Origin of the sequence: Paraburkholderia sediminicola (assembly GCF_046026855.1) — a bacterium.
Lineage (GTDB): Bacteria > Pseudomonadota > Gammaproteobacteria > Burkholderiales > Burkholderiaceae > Paraburkholderia > Paraburkholderia sediminicola_A.
Map to the genome: position 1 here is coordinate 17952 of NZ_JAQQET010000031.1, position 18265 is coordinate 36216.

Genomic DNA, 18265 nt, shown 5'->3' on the forward strand with positions numbered 1-18265 from the left:
GATGCAAAAACACTCTTTGATTGCAGTGGCGGTTGCGCTGTTCGCCGCCGGTTGCACGATGGCGCCGAAGTACCACCGCCCGGATGAACCCGTGACGGGCACTTTCCCGGCCGGCGGCGTGTATGACACGCAGCCGGGCGCGACCCAGCCGGGCGCGGGGCAAACGGGCACGTCGATTTCGGCGCGCAGTGCCAGCGGCCAGGCTGCGGCCGATATCGGCTGGCGTGACTTCTTCGTCGATCCGCGCATGCAGCGGTTGATCGAGATCGCGCTGAAGAACAACCGCGATCTGCGCGTGTCGGTGCTGAACATGCAGGCGTCGGCGGCGCAGTACCGCATCGTTCGTGCGGGGCTGTTCCCGACGCTCGACGCCGCGGCTTCGCAAAGCAAATCGCGTACGCCGAAAGAACTGGTTATCAACAACCAGACAATCTCGAACACGTACTCGGTCGGTCTGAACGCTTCCTGGGAAATCGACTTCTTCGGGCGGATTCAAAGCCTGAAGGATCAGGCGTTGGCGCAGTACCTGGCCACCGCTCAGGCACGCAAGGCGGCGGAAATCTCGCTGGTCTCGCAAGTCGCGGATCAGTACCTGACGGTGCTCGAGCTCGACGATCTGCTGACGGTGACGCAGAACACGCTGAAGACCTCGCAGGAATCGTATCGGATCGCCAAGCTGCAATTCGATAACGGCACAGGTTCGGAACTCGATTTGCGGCAATCGCAAACCGTGGTCGAGCAGGCCAACGCGAACCTGCAGGCGCAGGCACGTCTGCGCGCCCAGGGTGAGAATGCGCTGGTGCTGTTGCTCGGCGAGCCCTTGCCCGCCGATTTGCCGCCGGGTCTGACGTTGAACGACCAGAATCTCCTCACGGATATTCCGGCCGGTTTGCCGTCCGATCTGCTGACGCGTCGCCCGGACATCATGGAGGCCGAAGAGAACTTGCTGGCGGCCAACGCGAACATCGGTGCGGCACGTGCGGCGTTCTTCCCGAAGGTCTCGCTGACCGGTAGCTTCGGCACGCTGAGCCCGTCGCTCGGTGGCCTGTTCAAGCCAGGCTCGGCGGCGTGGAGCTTTGCGCCGTCGATCACGCTGCCGATCTTCGAAGGCGGGCAGAACCTTGCCAACCTCGATCTCGCCAATATCCAGAAGAAAGTCCAGATCGCGACGTATGAAAAGGCGATCCAGACGGCCTTCCGCGAAGTGGCGGACGGACTCGCAGCACGCGGCACGTACGATCAGCAGATCCAGGCGCTGGAGCGCAATACGTTTGCAGAACAGCGTCGACTGGATCTGTCGAACCTGCGTTATACGAACGGCGTCGACAGCTATCTGTCGGTGTTGACTGCGCAGACCGATCTGTACTCGTCGCAGCAGTCGTTGATTACCGCGCGCATGCAACGTCTCCAGAACCTGGTCGATTTGTACCAGGCACTGGGCGGCGGCTGGATCCAACGGGCTGGCGAGCAGCCGCGTCCGGCGGATGCGCCGGTCGACTACGGCGCGGCAAGTGCGCCGGTGGCGGCTTCGGCCGCGACGGCGGGCTAAGCTTGAAGCAGGCGCGCGGCGGGTCACGGTTTTAGGTCAGCCGCGCTGGTTGACTGGGTTGACTGGGAATAAAAAACGCCACGGCAAGCCGTGGCGTTTTTTTTGTGCAGAGAGTGCGTGACTTCAGGTGCCTCACTCACTTCAGGCACCCCCAGCATCTGAGCAGGCACCTCAAGCACCTCAAGCACCGCAGTCGCGCGGCACTGGTTCTCCTCAAGTCAGACGCTCAGTGCAGGTCCACCGCACGCAGCATCTCGTCGCGCGGCGGCTCGTTCCCGCCGCGTCCGTCGAAATCATGGCCGGCTTTGCGAATTTCGCATTGCGCCTTCTTCTCGCTCTTCACACCGTTGAAGATCAGGTTCAGCACGACCGCCGACACCGACGCCAGCAAGATCCCGCTATGCAACAGCGGCGAGAGCGCCGGCGGCAGCTTCGAGAAAAATTGCGGCGACACCACCGGCACCAGACCCATGCCGATACTCACCGCGACGATGAACAGGTTGTGGTGGTTCTTCACGAAGTCGACCTTGGCCAGCACTTTGATACCGTTTGCCGCAACCATGCCGAACATCACGATGCCCGCACCGCCGAGCACGAAAGCCGGCACCGAGGCAACCACTTGTGCCATCTTCGGGAACAGGCCCAGCAGCACCAGGATCACGCCGCCCATCGCGCAGACAAAGCGGCTCTTCACACCCGTCACGCCGATCAGGCCGACGTTCTGCGAGAACGAGGTATGCGGAAACGAGTTGAAGATGCCACCGATCAGCGTGCCCAGACCGTCGACGCGCAAGCCGCGCACCAGCGTTTTCTGATCCACCGGACGATCCACCATGTCACCGACCGCGAGGAACATGCCGGTCGATTCGATGAAGGTGACGAACATCACGGTGACCATCGTCGCGATCGCGAGCGGATCGAAATGCGGCAGGCCGAAGTGGAACGGCATCACGATGCCGACCCACGGTGCGTGCGTGACGCCGTCCATGTTCACGCGGCCGAGTGCCAGCGCGATGATGAAACCCGCAACGATGCCGAGCAGCACCGAGATATTGGCGAGGAAGCCCTTGGCGAATTTGTTGATCAACAGGATCAGCATCAACACGAGGAGCGACAGACCGAGATAGACCGGATTGCCGTAGTCAGGGTTGCCGACACCGCCGGCCGCCCAGTTGATACCCACTTCCATCAGCGAGAGGCCGATCACCGAGATCACCACGCCGATCACCACTGGCGGGAAAAAGCGCAGCAGCTTGCCGACCATCGGCGCGAGAAGAATGCCCACGACCCCGGCCGCGATCGTCGAGCCGAAGATGTCGAGAATGCCGAGCGACGGATTGGTGCCGATCGCGACCATCGGACCGACAGCCGCGAACGTGCAGCCCATGATGACCGGCAGACGGATGCCGAAGATCCACAGACCGAGGGTCTGAATCAGCGTGGCGATGCCGCAGGAAAACAGGTCGGCGCTAATCAGGAACGCGATCTGGTCTTTCGGCAACTTCAGCGCCGCACCGATGATCAGCGGCACCGCAACTGCGCCTGCGTACATCACCAAAACGTGCTGAATGCCGAGCGTCAGCAACTGGCCCGCGGGCAGTCGCTCGTCGCACGGGTGAACCGTGTTCGATTGCATTTTGTCTCTCTCCACCATCTCGTTTTGGGATGACTCCAAGGTATGCGGAACGAAAAAGTGGAACAAGACCACTGGGGCCTATTCTGGCATTCCCGGTGACGATATGCATGAGGCCCATTTGAAAGGCAAAAGAAATGCGCGCGCTGCACAAATCGGCCGTAAGTCCCATGCAGCAGCGATGGAAGCGCAGGTGACGCTCGCGCCCGCCTGAATGAGATATGTGTGAGAATCAATGAGGTGTATCTCGCTCGACGCATAGTGCTGTTTTGATGCGACTCGTGGCGTGGCGGGGTTAACCCGCGATTCCGGGTTTTCTGCGTACATTCGGACGCGTTTCCGAAGCCGCGTAGCGGTGACAGAAAATACGTCGTTCCAGGCACCTTTCGCGTACTTGTCCCCAAGCTCAAATTGACGTTCTATCGCCCATGAGTTTTCTTGGCATCGACCTCGGCACCGGTTCCCTCAAAGTAGCAATCGTCGACGAAAGCGGCCGTGAGCAGGTAGCGGCGAGTGTCGCGTATGCACTCGAAACGCCGCATCCGGGATGGGCGGAAATCTCGGTGCAAACCTGGTGGCGCGCGCTATGCGAAGCGGCGGCGCGTTTGCCTGAGGATATGCGCCGCGAGATACAGGCAATCGGCTTCTCCGGACAGATGCACGGTGTCGTGCTGATCGACGCCGATGGCGAAGCTGTGCGCCCCGCAATGCTCTGGCCCGACACGCGCGCGTTGGGCCTGCTCGACCAGTGGCCCGAGCCGCAGCCGAATCCTGTTGCACCCGGCATGGCGGGTCCTTTGTTGCGTTGGATCGTGCAGAACGAACCGCTGTCCGCGCGCAAGGCGCGTTGGGCGCTGCAACCGAAGGATTGGCTGCGTGTCGCGCTGGGCGGCGCGGTCGCGACCGATCCATCCGACGCTTGCGCGACGGCGCTCGCCGATCCGGCTGGTGTGTGGGATCGGGAACTGCTTGAACGGCTCGAATTGCCGCGTGAGTGGTTTGCGCCGCTTGCACCTTCCTATGCGGCGGGCGGTACGTTGTCGCAGAAAGCTGCGCAGGAACTGGGTCTGCGAGCCGGCATCGTGCTCGCGATTGGCGGCGCCGATACGCCATGTGCCGCGCTCGGCAGTGGTCTCGCCAGCGACGGCGACGCGTTGCTTACCACCGGCACCGGTGGGCAAATCGTCGTGCTCGCCGAACACGCACCGCAAGCCGTGAAAGGCTTGCATCGCTATCGAGCCGCGAGTGACCACTGGTATCGGATGGCGGCGATGCAAAACGTCGGCGTCGCGCTCGAACGCGTGCGCGGCTGGCTCTCGTATGAATGGGCCGATGCCTATCGTGAAGCGTTCGGTGAAGCGTCGGGCGATGCATTGAGCAGCGGTGCCTCAGGCAACGCATCGGGTGAGGCCCTTGGTGACGCAACAGACGCTACCCCAATCGCCGCGCCAGGCCTCACCTTCCTGCCATACCTCACCGGCGAGCGCACGCCGTGGCTCAACCCATCCGCACGCGGCGGCTGGCTTGGCCTTGCATTCGACCACACGCGTGGCACGATGATGCGCGCCGCATTTGAAGGCGTCGCGTTCTCGCTGCGCGCCGGGCTCGACGCGATCCGTGCGAGTGGCGCCACGGTAACGACATTGAAACTCGCAGGCGGTGGTTCAGTCGATGCACGCTGGCGGCAGTTGCTTGCCGATGCGCTGAACGTCGAGCTCCATGCCGTGGATTGTCCGAACGCGGCGCCCCGTGGCGCGGCCATTCTCGGCGGATTGGCGAGCGGGCATTGGCGCGCGAGCGATCTCGCCGCGCTTGCGCCGGGCGCGACACGTGTTGCCGGGCCACAAGGTGATGCGGCGCTTGCCGAACGTTACGCGCGCTTTCTCGATCTGTATGGCCGCGTCGAATCATGGTTCGGCGAACCCCCACAACGGTAACCGAAGCGATGTCAGCTACAGACAATGCTGCGACGTACTTTGCAATACCATTACGGCTTTCGCGCGCTAAGTTATAGGCCGGCACGCGATGTCGGACGAGAGCAACATCGTCCGTTCACAGCCTGGCAAACGAATTAACTGCAGTAGCCGAACCGCGACACCGGCACGCCGCGCTATATTTCACTGCGACGCGCCAGAGCATTCATAGACTCACAGGAGCATTCACGATGAAAACCAAAGCAGCAATCGCCTGGAAAGCCGGCGCCCCGTTGACGATCGAAGAGGTGGACCTGGAAGGCCCGCGCGCCGGTGAAGTCCTGATCGAAGTGAAAGCGACGGGCATCTGCCACACCGACTACTACACGCTCTCGGGCGCCGATCCGGAAGGCATCTTCCCGGCGATTCTCGGTCACGAAGGCGCGGGTGTGATCGTCGACGTCGGCCCGGGCGTGGGCACGCTGAAGAAGGGTGATCACGTCATTCCGCTCTACACGCCGGAATGCCGCCAGTGCAAATTCTGTCTGTCGCGCAAGACCAATCTTTGTCAGGCGATCCGTTCGACGCAAGGCCGCGGCCTGATGCCCGATGCAACGTCGCGCTTCTCGCTGGACGGCAAGCCGCTGTTTCACTACATGGGCACATCGACGTTTTCGAACTACATCGTCGTGCCGGAAATCGCCGTCGCGAAGGTGCGTGAAGATGCACCGTTCGACAAGATCTGCTACATCGGTTGCGGCGTGACGACGGGCGTGGGCGCTGTCGTGTATTCGGCGAAGGTCGAAGCGGGTGCGAACGTGGTGGTGTTCGGTCTCGGCGGCATTGGTCTGAACGTGATCCAGGGCGCGAAGATGGTCGGCGCGGACAAGATTATCGGCGTCGATATCAACCCGGGCCGCGTGGAGCTGGCGAAGAAGTTCGGCATGACCCACTTCATCAACCCGAACGAAGTCGAGAACGTGGTCGATCACATCGTGCAACTCACCGACGGCGGCGCGGACTACTCGTTCGAATGTATCGGCAACACCAGGGTGATGCGTCAGGCGCTGGAGTGCACGCACAAGGGTTGGGGCCAGTCGTTCATCATCGGCGTGGCGGCGGCGGGCGAGGAGATCAGCACGCGTCCGTTCCAGCTGGTGACGGGGCGCGAGTGGAAGGGTTCCGCATTCGGTGGCGCGCGCGGCCGTACGGACGTGCCGAAGATCGTCGACTGGTACATGGAAGGCAAGATCAATATCGACGACCTGATTACGCACCGCCTGCCGCTCGAACGCATCAACGAAGGCTTCGATTTGATGAAGAAGGGCGAGTCGATCCGTTCGGTCGTGCTGTACTAACGCGGCACCGATACGTCACCGATACGTCACCGATACGTCAGTGGCCCAGCACAGAAAGGAGCATTGCGAATGCTTGAACTATTGTCGTCGTATGCCTGCCATGGCGGCGAGCAGCGGATCTACCGGCACGACTCGCAGACTGTCGGTCTGCCGATGCGCTTCTCGGTGTATCTGCCGCCGCAGGCCTTGCAGGCCAGCGCGAATGTGCCCGCGCTGTTCTACCTCGCGGGTCTGACTTGCACGGAAGAAACCTTTCCGGTCAAGGCGGGCGCGCAGCGCTTTGCGGCACAGCACGGCATCGCGCTGATCGCGCCGGATACCAGTCCGCGCGGCGCGGGCGTGCCGGGTGAAAGCGCGGCGTGGGATTTCGGCGTGGGTGCGGGCTTTTATGTCGACGCGACACAGCAGCCGTGGGCGAAGCAGTATCGGATGTACTCGTACGTGCGCGACGAACTGCGCGAAACGGTACTCGCGAATCTGCCAGTGGACGGCGCGCGTCTTGGCATCTTCGGGCATTCGATGGGGGGTCACGGCGCGTTGATGCTGGCGCTGCGCAACCCGGAGATCTATCGGTCGGTGTCGGCGTTCGCGCCGATCGCCGCGCCTTCACAGTGCCCGTGGGGCGTGAAGGCGTTCAGCGGATATCTGGGCGAAGACCGCGAAGCGTGGAAGCAGTATGACTCGAGCGAGCTGGTCGCTCACGTGTCGCGCAAGTTCACGCAAGGGATTCTGGTCGATCAGGGGCTGGCGGATCAGTTCCTCGCCGAGCAACTGAACCCGGATGTGTTCGAAGCTGCCTGCAAGGCTGCGGGGCAGCCGCTAACGCTGCGCCGTCACGCGGGCTACGACCACGGCTATTACTTCATCTCGACTTTCATCGAGGACCATCTCGCGCATCACGCGAAGGTGCTGCTTGGTTGAAGTCTTGCAGGAGGAGGGCGGCGGCATGCAGTTGTGTTGCCGCCTCAATGCCGCCTCAACAAACTCCCGCCATACACAACAGCCGACAGCACGGTGATCCAGAAGCTCGTTGGCCAGTCGGTATAGAACGCCAGGGTCAATCCCAGCCATGCCTGTACCAGCGCGAACACGGCGGCGAGTACGAGACCGGTGGAAAGCCGCGTCGTCACGTTTTGCGCGGCGGCAGCCGGTCCGACCATCAGCGTGAACACCAGCAGTACGCCGACGATCTGTGTGCATGCCGCCACGGCCAGTGCGGCGATCGCCAGAAACAACACCGACACCAGACGCAACGACACGCCCTTGGCTTCGGCTAATTCCGGCTGTAGCGAAGCAAACAGCAACGGCCGCATGATCGCCGCGAGCGCCAGCAAACTGACGACACCCAACGCCGCCAGCACGCCGAGCGTCGACGCATTCACGCCGAGCACGTTGCCGAACAGCAGCGCGGTGACCTGGGTCGCGTACGCCGTGAAGAAGTGCAGGAACAGCAAGCCGAAGCCGAGCGACAGCGACAGGATCACGCCGATCGCCACATCGCGTCCGGCGAGCCGCTCGCCGAGCGCGCCCATGCCGACCCCTGCCGCGAGCGTGAAGCCGATCATCCCCCAGATCGGCGAGATGCCGATCAGGACCGCGCCGGTCGCACCGGTGAAGCCCACGTGCGAGAGCGCGTGGCCCGCGAAGGTCTGCCCACGCATCACCAGAAAATATCCCACTATCCCTGCCAGCACCGCGACGATCCCCGACGCCGCGAACGCGTTCACCATGAAATCGTATTCAAACATCGTGCGTGTGTCCGTCGCGTGAGTCGTGCTGGTGTGAGTGGCCGTGTGCACCATCGTGGTCGTGCGAATGCCCGTGAGAGTGCGAGTGGCTATGGCCGCCGTTCTCGTCGTGTTCGTGCTCGTGATCGTGTTTTTCGACTTCGACGTCGCCCGACATCACGAAGATGCGGCCGTTCACGCGCATCACGTCGATCGGCGAACCATAGAGACGCGACAGCACCGGCTTTGTAATGACTTCATCGACGGTGCCGAGCGCGGCGACGCCGCTGCCGAGATACAGCACGCGGTCGAGCGAGTTCAGAAGCGGGTTCAGTTCATGCGCCGAGAACAGCACGGCAATGCCGAGTTCCTGCTGCACGCGCCGCACCAGTTCAACGACGCTCTTCTGATGATGTGGATCGAGGCTGATCAGCGGTTCATCGAGGAGCAGCAGCTTGGGATTGCCGAGCAGGCATTGCGCGAGCAGCAGGCGCTGACGCTCGCCGCCCGACAGTTCCGATAACGGCCGCTCGGCCAGCTTGCGGCCGCCCACCAGATCCAGCACCCGCTCGACATCCGCACGGGTCTTGCTGTCCGCATGGGGCAGGCCCCAGCGGTGTCCGTCGGCAGCCATGGCGACGAAGTCGCGGCCACGCACGCGGCGTCCTGCCAGCGCACTGCGCGTCTGCGGCATATAGCCGATCGACGCGTTGCCACGCGCGACCGGCTGCCCCAGCAAGCGGATCGCGCCGCTCGCCGCCGGCACGAGACCGAGCACGGCGCGCATCAAGGTCGTCTTGCCTGCGCCGTTCGGCCCGAGCACGCCGATGAATTCGCCCTGGTTCACCACGAACCCGGTGTCGCGCAGAATCGAGCGGCCGCCGAGTTCGAGCGTCACGTGCTCGAGTTCGAGCACGGGCGTGTTGGCGCGTGAGCTGGTTAATGCACTCGTTGATGCATTAGCTGGCGTGCTGTGGCCAGTCTCGGTCATGGGGTTTTTCCTTTGGCGGTGCTTGCCGCCGCATCCGCTGCGCTCGCATCGCCCGCAGCCAGCGCCGTGCCCAACGCGTCGAGCTGCGTCAGCATCCACGTCTGATAGGTCTTGCCGGCCGGTTCGGTTTCGGTGACGCTCATGGTCGGCACCTTCGATTGCTGCGCGAGCTTCAACATGCGTTTGGTCAGGGCCTCGGTTGCCTGGCTGTTATAGATCAGAACGCGTACGCGCTTTTCGCGCAGATCGCGTTCGAACGCGGCGATATCGGCCGCGCTTGCTTCAGTGTCGTTCATCGTCGCCAGCTGGAAGCGCAGATTGCGCATCGAGAGGCCTACTGCGTCCGACATATAGCCGAACACCGGCTCGGTCGCCGTCACGGGCACGCCGGCGTAGCGGCTATGCAGACCGGCGACTTTGGCGTCGATGGGTTTCAGCGAATCGAGAAACTTCGCGAGGTTCGCATCGTACGCCGACTTGTGCGCCGGGTCAGCCGCGACGAGCGCCGCGCTCACCGCGCGCGCCACTTTCGGCATGGTCGCCGGGTCGTACCACAGGTGCGGATTATCGCCGCCCTTCTTGCCGACGAGATCCGCGGCGACAATCGTGGTGCGCTTCGCGCTCTTCGAGGCCCCCAGCAATTTTGCCATCCACGGATCGTAGTCGGCGCCGTTGTAGACCACAAGGCTCGCATGCTGCAAGGCGCGCGCCGTCTTCGGGCTGGCCTCGAACAGATGCGGATCCTGATCCGGATTGCTGAGGATGCTCGTTACGTCGACGCGGTCGCCGCCTAGTTGCTGCACGACGTCGCCGTAAAAGTTTTCCGCTGCCACCACCGGGATTTTCGCATCCGCGGCGAAGGCGCTATGACTGAGCGAGAAAGCAGCAGCGGCAACCGCGCCCATGGCCAGGTATTTCGACAGCTTCAGCGCATGGCGCGCCCCGTTCAACATCGAGCCGAATTTCTTCATCGTTGTTTCCTGCTGCGTGAGAGTTGAAAGAAACACAAACGTCAGGCATGCCCGGTTTTCGCGGTCACGCCGGTTTTCATGCCGATGCACCTGTGGACCGCGCCGCGCGGGCGCAGCGGGCGCACAGTCCGCTTAATTCGACTACCTGGCGGTGCACCTCAAAGCCGTGCGCCGGCGCGCTATGCGACAACTGCTGGGCAAGATCGCCGCCGGGAATCTCGACGGTCGCCCCGCACCCGTCGCACATCAGAAACTGGCCGCTGTGCGGCAGGCCGACTTCGCAGCAGGCCACGAACGCGTTCTTCGATTCGATCCGATGGACGAAGCCGTGTGCGAGCAGAAATTCCAGCGCGCGGTAGACGGTCGTGGGCGGCACGCGGCCACGCTGCGGCTCAAGTGCGTCCAGTAGTTCATAGGCGCCGATCGGCCGGTCGCTGGCGACGATCGCCGCATACACCTGACGCCGCAGCGGCGTGAGCGCAAGCCCATGCAGGGCGGCGTGCGCTTCGGCATGGGCGACGCGTACGGCATGGTGTTCTGCAATCGATGTAGCCATCAGCGGACTCCCCTGACGAACCTGCAAGGCTTCGAAGCGAAGCGAGGTCGCAATGATATAACGTATCTTTAATTCTTGTCAGCGACTTGAGCAGAAAGCCGATTGGCGGCCTTTGATTTCTCGGAACAGTGTCGATCGGGACGGGGAAAGGGTGCACGCTGGATACGCGCCGGGCGGGCCCGGCTCCTGCCGCGCTGCACCATCGAAATCTGCTCGAGCGCCTTGACATGACCCGGTCCGTATCCGATCATTCGATCACTAACAGAGCAATTGTTCGCGCAACGAGCGTTCGCTCACTGCGCCACAAGAAGCGAAACGAACCGGAGACAGGCAGTGGCGGCACGATTGCAAGACAAGGTGGCCATTCTGACGGGTGCGGCAAGCGGAATCGGTGAAGCCGTGGCGCGGCGCTATCTGGACGAAGGCGCGCGTTGCGTGCTGGTCGATGTGAAGCCGACGGACAGTTTCGGCGACGCGTTGCGCGCCGCGTACGGCGACCGCGTGCTGACCGTCAGTGCCGACGTGACGCGCCGCGAGGACATCGAACGCATCCTCGCGAGCACGCTGGCGCGCTTCGGCCAGGTCGATATCCTGTTCAACAACGCGGCGCTCTTCGATATGCGCCCGATCCTCGATGAATCCTGGGACGTGTTCGACCGCCTCTTCGCGGTCAACGTGAAGGGCATGTTCTTCCTGATGCAGACCGTCGCCCAGAAAATGGTCGAGCAGGGCCGTGGCGGCAAGATCATCAATATGTCGTCGCAAGCCGGGCGGCGCGGCGAGGCGCTGGTGTCGCACTACTGCGCGACCAAAGCCGCCGTACTCAGCTATACGCAGTCCGCGGCGCTCGCTCTCGCGCCGCACAAGATCAATGTGAACGGTATTGCGCCGGGTGTCGTCGATACGCCGATGTGGAAAGAGGTCGACGCGCTCTTCGCCCGCTATGAAAACCGGCCGCTCGGCGAGAAGAAGCGCCTGGTCGGTGAAGCGGTGCCGCTCGGCCGTATGGGTGTGCCGGACGATCTGACCGGCGCCGCCCTGTTTCTCGCGTCGGCGGATGCCGACTACATCACCGCGCAAACGCTGAACGTCGACGGCGGCAACTGGATGAGCTGAGCGAATCGTAGAGTGGATGAGTCGGACCTGCTTCACCCTTCGTCATTTTCGTAGAACAAACGCAGCATCACATAACGTACGAGAAAGGAGACAACACATGAAACCAGCTACAAAATCCGCGCTGAAGGCGGTCAGTGCCGGCGCTGTCGCATGCTTTGCGTTGCACGCTCAGGCGGCCACGGTGACCATTGCGACGTTGAACAATCCGGACATGATCGAGTTGAAGAAACTCTCGCCCGCTTTCGAGCAGGCGAATCCGGATATCAAGCTCAACTGGGTGATTCTCGAAGAAAACGTGCTGCGTCAGCGCGCCACCACCGACATCACGACTGGCAGCGGCCAGTTCGACGTGATGACGATCGGCGCGTACGAAACGCCGCAATGGGGCAAGCGCGGCTGGCTCACGCCGCTCACCAACCTGCCCGCTGATTACGATCTGAACGACGTCGTGAAGACGGCCCGCGACGGCCTCTCGAGCGGCGGCCAGTTGTACGCGCTGCCGTTCTACGTCGAAAGCTCCATGACGTATTACCGCAAGGATCTGTTCGCGGCCAAGGGCCTGAAGATGCCCGATCAACCGACCTACGACCAGATCGCGCAATTCGCCGACAAGCTCACGGACAAAGCCAACGGCATGTACGGCATCTGCCTGCGCGGCAAGGCCGGCTGGGGCGAAAACATGGCGTACGCGACGACGCTGGTGAACACCTTCGGCGGCCGCTGGTTCGACGAAAAGTGGCAAGCGCAACTGACCTCGCCGGAATGGAAGAAGGCCATTACGTTCTACGTCGATCTATTGAAGAAAGACGGCCCTCCGGGAGCGAGTTCGAACGGCTTCAACGAAAACCTGACGCTGATGTCCTCGGGCAAGTGCGCAATGTGGATCGATGCAACGGTGGCCGCCGGCATGCTCTACAACAAGCAGCAGTCGCAGATCGCCGACAAGGTGGGTTTTGCGGCGGCGCCGATCGCCGTCACGCCGAAGGGCTCGCATTGGCTGTGGGCATGGGCATTGGCCATTCCGAAGTCGTCGAAGCAGGCTGACGCGGCGAAGAAGTTCATCGCCTGGGCCACGTCGAAGCAGTACATCGAACTGGCCGCGAAGGATGAGGGCTGGGCTTCGGTGCCGCCGGGAACGCGTCATTCGACTTACGCGCGCCCTGAGTACAAGCAGGCCGCACCGTTCGGCGACTTCGTGCTGAAAGCAATCGAAACGGCGGATCCGGATCACCCGACGCTCAAGCCGGTGCCGTACACCGGTGTGCAGTTCGTTGGCATCCCTGAGTTCCAGTCGTTCGGCACCGTGGTCGGTCAGAGCATCTCCGGCGCGGTTGCCGGTCAGATGACGGTCGATCAGGCGCTGGCAGCCGGGCAGGCAACGGCGAACCGCGCCGTGCAACAGGCCGGTTACCAGAAATAAGCTGGCTTGCAAGCACCGTAACGTAACGTGAAACGCGCCGGCTGACGCCCGTCAGCCGGCTCACGCAGCACAGCGGGCCGTCCTCGTCACTCATTTGGCACTTACGCGCCGCGACATCGCAGGCGTCGCGGTGAGTGATGCGGCTAAGGCGGTGTCTTCGCCGGACAGCCCGCGCATTACCGAACAGGTGGTCAACCATGCGTCCTCTGCGCCTACCTCTCATGCATGCCCATCCCCAGACAGAAAAAGAACGCGAAGTCCGCAAAGCCAATTCCGCCCGCTGGCTGGTATCGCCCTCGGTCGCGGTACTCGTACTGTGGATGGCTATTCCGCTGGCGATGACGATCTGGTTTTCGTTTTCGCGCTACAACCTGCTGAATCCGGATCTCAAAGGCTTCGCTGGATTCGACAACTACAAATATCTCGCCACCGATCCGTCGTTCGGACCGTCGATCGGGCACACGCTCGAGCTGATCATCTCGGTGCTGGTGATCACGGTGGTCGGCGGCGTGCTGATGGCGATTCTGTTCGATCGTAAGTTCTACGGTCAGGGCGTCGCGCGGCTGCTGGCGATCGCGCCGTTTTTCGTGATGCCGACGGTCAGCGCGCTGATCTGGAAGAACATGATCCTGCACCCGGTGTATGGCCTGATCGCACAGGGCATGCGCGCAGTCGGCATGCAGCCGATCGACTGGTTCGCCGACTATCCGCTGACGGCCGTGATCATGATCGTCGCGTGGCAGTGGCTGCCGTTCGCGTTCCTGATTCTGTTCACCGCGATCCAGTCGCTCGATCAGGAGCAGAAGGAAGCGGCACGCATCGACGGTGCGGGTCCGTTCTCGATGTTCTTCTACATCACGCTGCCTCACCTGAAACGGGCAATTGCAGTGGTGGTGATGATGGAGACGATTTTCCTGCTGTCGATCTTCGCCGAAATCTATACGACCACGGGCGGCGGTCCGGGCACCGCGACCACCAATCTGTCGTACCTGATCTATTCGCTGGGTCTGCAACAGTTCGACGTCGGTCTCGCTTCGGCAGGCGGCATTCTGGCTGTGGTGCTGGCCAACATCGTGTCGTTCTTCCTGGTGCGGATGCTCGCGAAGAACCTGAAAGGGGAGTACGAAAAATGAGCCACGTTGCCTCTACACCTGCGTCCACTACGACGCCCATGACTGTGCCGGCCAAGTCGCCGTTCGCCGCAATTCGCCGCGGCATTCCCGGCGTGATTGCCTGGCTGGTCGCGCTGCTGCTGTTCTTCCCGATCTTCTGGATGACGATCACCGCGTTCAAGACGGAGCAGCAGGCGTATTCGTCGTCGCTGTTCTTCATCCCGACGCTCGATAGTTTTCGCGAGGTATTCGCGCGCAGCAATTACTTTTCGTTCGCGTTGAATTCGGTGCTGATTTCGGTCGGTGTCACGGTGCTGTGCCTGATTCTCGCCGTGCCCGCCGCCTACGCGATGGCGTTCTTTCCGACGCACCGCACGCAGAAGGTGCTGCTGTGGATGCTGTCGACCAAGATGATGCCGTCGGTCGGCGTGCTGGTGCCGATCTATCTGTTGTGGAAGAACACCGGCTTGCTCGATACGGTGTCGGGTCTGGTGATCGTCTACACGCTGATCAATTTACCGATTGCCGTGTGGATGTCGTTCACGTACTTCGCTGAAATTCCGCGCGACATTCTCGAAGCAGGACGGATCGACGGCGCTGCGACGTGGCAGGAAATCGTCTACCTGCTGATGCCGATGTCGTTGCCGGGGCTTGCCTCCACCTCGCTGCTGCTAGTGATCCTGTCCTGGAACGAAGCGTTCTGGAGCATCAACCTGTCGAGTTCGAACGCCGCACCGCTGACCGTGTTCATCGCGTCGTATTCGAGTCCTGAAGGTCTGTTCTGGGCGAAGCTCTCCGCTGCATCGCTGCTTGCGGTCGCACCGATCCTGATCGTCGGCTGGTTGTCGCAGAAGCAACTGGTGCGCGGCCTTACGTTCGGGGCGGTCAAATGACGGCAGGCACGGCGATAGGCAGCTTCGCGCTGATCTGCGATTGCGACGGCGTGCTGATCGACAGCGAAGCCGTGGCGGCGCGCATGCTGGTGCACGAACTCGAAGCGCGCTGGCCCGATACCGATGTCGAACCGGTGGTGCTGCCGCTGCTCGGCCTGCGCATCGAAAAGGTGTTGCAAGGCACGGCGGCGCAACTCGGCAAGCGCCTCAGCGTCGCGGATATCGAGGCGATCCGCCAAGCGGTGGAAGCGGCGGCGATGCAGGCGCCGGCAGTCGTTGGAATCGAGGCCGCGCTCGCGCAGGTGCCGCTCACCAAAGCATGCGCGAGCAACAGTTTCCGGCCGTATGTGGAGAACGTGCTGGCGCGCACGGGCCTCGTGAAATTCTTCGGCGACCGGCTCTTTTGCGCCGATGCGGTGCCGAATCCGAAGCCCGCGCCCGATGTCTATCTCGCTGCCGCGCAAGGTGTCGGCCTCGCACCGTCCGCCTGCCTCGTCGTGGAAGACAGCGTGACGGGCGTGACGGCGGCAACCGCGGCGGGCATGACGGTGCTGGGCTTTATCGGCGGCGGTCATGCGAGTGACGCGCAGATCGACGCATTGCATGCAGCGGGCGCACGTCACGTTTTCGACGACATGCTGCAGTTGCCGGAACTGGTCGCGCAATGGACGCTGAGCGCGACGGCAGCGGCGCCGTAAGCGCCGTAGGTCAAAGTCAATGAACAACGAATGAGCTGGATCGGAATCGTACATAGAGAAGCGAATCAACGCAGCTGCTGAAGAAACGGAAGCAACGGAACTAACCTGAGCAACCGACGCAGTTGAAGCACCGTTAGCAACGCACAGCAATACACGGAGACACATCATGGCAAGCGTAACTCTGCGTAACATCAGAAAAGCCTACGACGACAACGAAGTGATGCGCGACATCAACCTCGACATCCTGGACGGCGAATTCGTCGTGTTCGTGGGTCCGAGCGGTTGCGGTAAATCGACGCTGATGCGGATGATCGCCGGCCTCGAAGACATCAGCGGCGGCGACCTCACCATCGACGGCACGCGTGTGAACGACGTGCCGCCCGCCAAGCGCGGCATCGCGATGGTGTTTCAGTCGTACGCGCTGTATCCGCACATGACGCTATACGACAACATGGCGTTCGGCCTGAAACTCGCCGGCACCAAGAAGCCGGAGATCGACGCCGCCGTGCGTAATGCGGCGAAGATTCTGCACATCGACCATCTGCTCGATCGCAAGCCGAAGCAGCTTTCGGGCGGTCAGCGCCAGCGCGTTGCAATCGGCCGCGCGATTACGCGCAAACCGAAAGTGTTCCTGTTCGACGAACCGTTGTCGAATCTCGACGCCGCGCTGCGTGTAAAGATGCGCCTCGAATTCGCGCGTCTGCATGACGAATTGAAGACCACCATGATCTACGTGACGCACGATCAGGTCGAAGCCATGACGCTGGCCGACAAGATCGTCGTGCTGTCGGCGGGCAATGTGGAGCAGGTCGGCAGCCCGACCATGCTGTATCACGCGCCGGCCAATCGCTTCGTCGCCGGCTTCATTGGTTCGCCGAAAATGAATTTCATGGAAGGGATCGTGCAATCGGTGACGCACGACGGCGTCACGGTGCGCTACGAAACCGGCGAGACGCAGCGTGTCGCGGTCGAGCCGGGCACGGTGAAGCAGGGTGATAAGGTCACCGTCGGTATTCGTCCGGAGCACCTGCATGTCGGCACGACAGACGACGGCATCTCGGCGCGCACCATGGCGCTCGAATCGCTCGGCGACGCAGCGTATCTGTATGCAGAATCCGGCGTTTCACCGGATGGCCTGATCGCGCGAATTCCACCGCTCGAACGGCACGCCAAGGGCGAGATGCAAAAACTTGGCGCCACACCGGATCACTGCCATTTGTTCGACAGCGAAGGGAAAGCGTTCCAGCGTAAGATCGTCGAAGTCCTGGCCGCGTGAGTCAGTGATGGGGAAGGTGGCGGGCGCGCCGCTTTCCTTCAGGCTTCCAGCGCCGCCCGTGCACACAACTCGTCAGTCACCAGTCCCGACAGCCAGCCGCCTTTGAGCACCGCGATCAGCGCTTCGCGCTTGCGCGCGCCGCCGGCAAACCCGATGGTGGGCCGCTGCGGCGGGGCGTCGAGTGCGATGCTGGTGACACGCCGGCCAGTCGGCGATTCAACGTGCGCGCCGGCTGAATCGATCGGCAGGCCGAGCATTTCCGCCACCGCACCGTTCTGCACCAACTCCTTCACTTCCGCGGAGGTGATAAAGCCGTCTTCATGCAGCGGACAGTGCGGCCCGATATTGCCGATGCCGACGAACGCGACATCCGCCTTGGCCGACAGCGATTCGACGATTCGGTACAGCCGGTGATTGCACCACTGCGCGCGCTCGGCCTCGCTATCGGCGAGCAGCGGCGCAGGCAGCAGAAAATACTTGCCGCCGGTCTTCTCGGAAATGTGCAGCGCGACGTCATAGCGGTTCGAGGAGCCGTCCTGGGCGATCGCCCCGACCATCGATACCAATCGGTGCTGCGGACGCTCCAGCTGGGCGATCTGATCGACTGCGGCCTTCAGCGTACGGCCGCTGCTCACGGCGACCACCATCGGTTTTTCTTCGCTGAGATAGCGTTCCATGACCTGCGCGCCGGCCACCGCCAGCTTGCGGTCGACTTCCTCCGGCGTATCGCTGTCGATCGGTACGACTTCGCACATGCTCAGGCCGTAGCGCTTCGAGAGTTGATCGGCGAGGGCAAGACAATCGGCCAGTTTGTGATCGACGCGCACGCGGATCAGATTCTTCTCGACAGCGAAGGCGACCAGGCGCTGCGCGACCGGGCGTGACACCTGCAGTTTCTCGGCGATTTCGTTCTGGGTATTGCCGGCGACGTAATAAAGCCACGCGGCGCGGGTAGCAAGATCTAATTTTTCTGTGGACTTGGGCACGGTGACGGTTCGCTTGAGGTGCGCCGATGATAGCAGCCGGTCTCCGCCTCTCAGCGGGAACCGGCT

General features: G+C 62.5%; 17 protein-coding genes. 11 read left to right on the plus strand and 6 right to left on the minus strand.

The genetic code is table 11. From position 1 onward, the window contains the following. Position 1: 1 nt before the first annotated feature. The gene (locus tag PQR40_RS28545) at positions 2-1549 is read left to right on the plus strand and encodes an efflux transporter outer membrane subunit (protein ID WP_408234922.1); all 1548 of its coding nucleotides are present in this window, start codon (positions 2-4) and stop codon (positions 1547-1549) included. A gap of 226 nt (positions 1550-1775) precedes the next feature. Here PQR40_RS28545 and PQR40_RS28550 read toward each other — a convergent pair whose 3' ends face one another. Continuing rightward, positions 1776-3185 (minus strand): nucleobase:cation symporter-2 family protein, encoded by a 1410-nt coding sequence (locus PQR40_RS28550; RefSeq protein WP_408234925.1) that lies wholly within the window; start codon positions 3183-3185, stop codon positions 1776-1778. A 1-nt stretch (position 3186) separates the two neighbouring features. Here PQR40_RS28550 and PQR40_RS28555 point away from each other — a divergent pair, with 1 nt between their 5' ends. The 4 genes from PQR40_RS28555 (at position 3187) to fghA (ending at position 7374) form a co-directional block, all read left to right on the plus strand. Continuing rightward, positions 3187-3396 (plus strand): prephenate dehydrogenase, encoded by a 210-nt coding sequence (locus PQR40_RS28555; RefSeq protein WP_408392137.1) that lies wholly within the window; start codon positions 3187-3189, stop codon positions 3394-3396. A gap of 214 nt (positions 3397-3610) precedes the next feature. Further along, positions 3611-5119, plus strand: coding sequence for a xylulokinase (locus PQR40_RS28560; RefSeq protein ID WP_408337402.1), 1509 nt, complete (start codon positions 3611-3613; stop codon positions 5117-5119). A gap of 227 nt (positions 5120-5346) precedes the next feature. Further along, positions 5347-6453 carry an S-(hydroxymethyl)glutathione dehydrogenase/class III alcohol dehydrogenase gene (locus PQR40_RS28565; RefSeq protein WP_408337404.1) on the plus strand — a complete coding sequence of 369 codons (1107 nt, stop codon included), beginning with the start codon at positions 5347-5349 and terminating at the stop codon, positions 6451-6453. Between the two features lie 69 nt (positions 6454-6522). Then, positions 6523-7374, plus strand: coding sequence for an S-formylglutathione hydrolase (gene fghA, locus PQR40_RS28570; RefSeq protein ID WP_408510335.1), 852 nt, complete (start codon positions 6523-6525; stop codon positions 7372-7374). A 44-nt stretch (positions 7375-7418) separates the two neighbouring features. Here fghA and PQR40_RS28575 read toward each other — a convergent pair whose 3' ends face one another. From PQR40_RS28575 to PQR40_RS28590, 4 genes are all read right to left on the minus strand, one after another. Continuing rightward, on the minus strand, positions 7419-8201 hold the full coding sequence (locus tag PQR40_RS28575) for a metal ABC transporter permease (RefSeq protein WP_408206710.1): 783 nt from the start codon (positions 8199-8201) through the stop codon (positions 7419-7421). Further along, on the minus strand, positions 8194-9171 hold the full coding sequence (locus tag PQR40_RS28580) for an ABC transporter ATP-binding protein (RefSeq protein WP_408337408.1): 978 nt from the start codon (positions 9169-9171) through the stop codon (positions 8194-8196). Before PQR40_RS28580 ends, PQR40_RS28575 begins: the two co-directional genes overlap by 8 nt. After that, positions 9168-10142, minus strand: a complete 975-nt coding sequence (locus PQR40_RS28585; RefSeq protein ID WP_408234940.1) for a metal ABC transporter solute-binding protein — start codon at positions 10140-10142, stop codon at positions 9168-9170. The genes PQR40_RS28580 and PQR40_RS28585 overlap by 4 nt, the downstream gene beginning before the upstream one ends. 76 nt (positions 10143-10218) lie before the next feature. After that, positions 10219-10698, minus strand: coding sequence for a Fur family transcriptional regulator (locus PQR40_RS28590; protein ID WP_408234943.1), 480 nt, complete (start codon positions 10696-10698; stop codon positions 10219-10221). A 333-nt stretch (positions 10699-11031) separates the two neighbouring features. Between PQR40_RS28590 and PQR40_RS28595 the strand changes: the two genes are divergently transcribed. The 6 genes from PQR40_RS28595 to PQR40_RS28620 all read left to right on the plus strand — a co-directional run bounded on the left by PQR40_RS28595 (position 11032) and on the right by PQR40_RS28620 (position 17213). Beyond that, positions 11032-11814 (plus strand): L-iditol 2-dehydrogenase, encoded by a 783-nt coding sequence (locus PQR40_RS28595; protein WP_408234945.1) that lies wholly within the window; start codon positions 11032-11034, stop codon positions 11812-11814. A gap of 97 nt (positions 11815-11911) precedes the next feature. Then, entirely contained in the window at positions 11912-13234 is a 1323-nt protein-coding gene (locus PQR40_RS28600) for an ABC transporter substrate-binding protein (protein WP_408234948.1), read from the plus strand. A 197-nt stretch (positions 13235-13431) separates the two neighbouring features. After that, positions 13432-14367: a carbohydrate ABC transporter permease gene (locus PQR40_RS28605; protein ID WP_408234951.1), complete on the plus strand. Its 936-nt coding sequence runs from the start codon at positions 13432-13434 to the stop codon at positions 14365-14367. A gap of 38 nt (positions 14368-14405) precedes the next feature. After that, the gene (locus tag PQR40_RS28610; RefSeq protein WP_408235188.1) at positions 14406-15239 is read left to right on the plus strand and encodes a carbohydrate ABC transporter permease; all 834 of its coding nucleotides are present in this window, start codon (positions 14406-14408) and stop codon (positions 15237-15239) included. Continuing rightward, positions 15236-15937 carry an HAD family hydrolase gene (locus PQR40_RS28615; protein ID WP_408337416.1) on the plus strand — a complete coding sequence of 234 codons (702 nt, stop codon included), beginning with the start codon at positions 15236-15238 and terminating at the stop codon, positions 15935-15937. The genes PQR40_RS28610 and PQR40_RS28615 overlap by 4 nt, the downstream gene beginning before the upstream one ends. A 166-nt stretch (positions 15938-16103) precedes the next feature. Beyond that, positions 16104-17213 carry an ABC transporter ATP-binding protein gene (locus PQR40_RS28620; RefSeq protein ID WP_408234957.1) on the plus strand — a complete coding sequence of 370 codons (1110 nt, stop codon included), beginning with the start codon at positions 16104-16106 and terminating at the stop codon, positions 17211-17213. A gap of 38 nt (positions 17214-17251) precedes the next feature. On the opposite strand, the gene PQR40_RS28625 is transcribed toward PQR40_RS28620, so the two are convergent. Beyond that, positions 17252-18199, minus strand: a complete 948-nt coding sequence (locus tag PQR40_RS28625; RefSeq protein WP_408234960.1) for a sugar-binding transcriptional regulator — start codon at positions 18197-18199, stop codon at positions 17252-17254. Positions 18200-18265 lie beyond the last annotated feature (66 nt).

Bases quoted from the DNA above. Each gene is read 5' to 3' on its own strand.
- PQR40_RS28550 (WP_408234925.1), bottom strand. From the start codon at position 3,185: ATGCAATCGAACACGGTTCACCCGTGCGACGAGCGACTGCCCGCGGGC.
- PQR40_RS28580 (WP_408337408.1), bottom strand. From the start codon at position 9,171: ATGACCGAGACTGGCCACAGCACGCCAGCTAATGCATCAACGAGTGCA.
- fghA (WP_408510335.1), top strand. From the start codon at position 6,523: ATGCTTGAACTATTGTCGTCGTATGCCTGCCATGGCGGCGAGCAGCGG.
- PQR40_RS28565 (WP_408337404.1), top strand. From the start codon at position 5,347: ATGAAAACCAAAGCAGCAATCGCCTGGAAAGCCGGCGCCCCGTTGACG.
- PQR40_RS28615 (WP_408337416.1), top strand. From the start codon at position 15,236: ATGACGGCAGGCACGGCGATAGGCAGCTTCGCGCTGATCTGCGATTGC.
- PQR40_RS28545 (WP_408234922.1), top strand. From the start codon at position 2: ATGCAAAAACACTCTTTGATTGCAGTGGCGGTTGCGCTGTTCGCCGCC.
- PQR40_RS28560 (WP_408337402.1), top strand. From the start codon at position 3,611: ATGAGTTTTCTTGGCATCGACCTCGGCACCGGTTCCCTCAAAGTAGCA.
- PQR40_RS28585 (WP_408234940.1), bottom strand. From the start codon at position 10,142: ATGAAGAAATTCGGCTCGATGTTGAACGGGGCGCGCCATGCGCTGAAG.
- PQR40_RS28575 (WP_408206710.1), bottom strand. From the start codon at position 8,201: ATGTTTGAATACGATTTCATGGTGAACGCGTTCGCGGCGTCGGGGATC.
- PQR40_RS28610 (WP_408235188.1), top strand. From the start codon at position 14,406: ATGACTGTGCCGGCCAAGTCGCCGTTCGCCGCAATTCGCCGCGGCATT.
- PQR40_RS28620 (WP_408234957.1), top strand. From the start codon at position 16,104: ATGGCAAGCGTAACTCTGCGTAACATCAGAAAAGCCTACGACGACAAC.
- PQR40_RS28590 (WP_408234943.1), bottom strand. From the start codon at position 10,698: ATGGCTACATCGATTGCAGAACACCATGCCGTACGCGTCGCCCATGCC.
- PQR40_RS28600 (WP_408234948.1), top strand. From the start codon at position 11,912: ATGAAACCAGCTACAAAATCCGCGCTGAAGGCGGTCAGTGCCGGCGCT.
- PQR40_RS28605 (WP_408234951.1), top strand. From the start codon at position 13,432: ATGCGTCCTCTGCGCCTACCTCTCATGCATGCCCATCCCCAGACAGAA.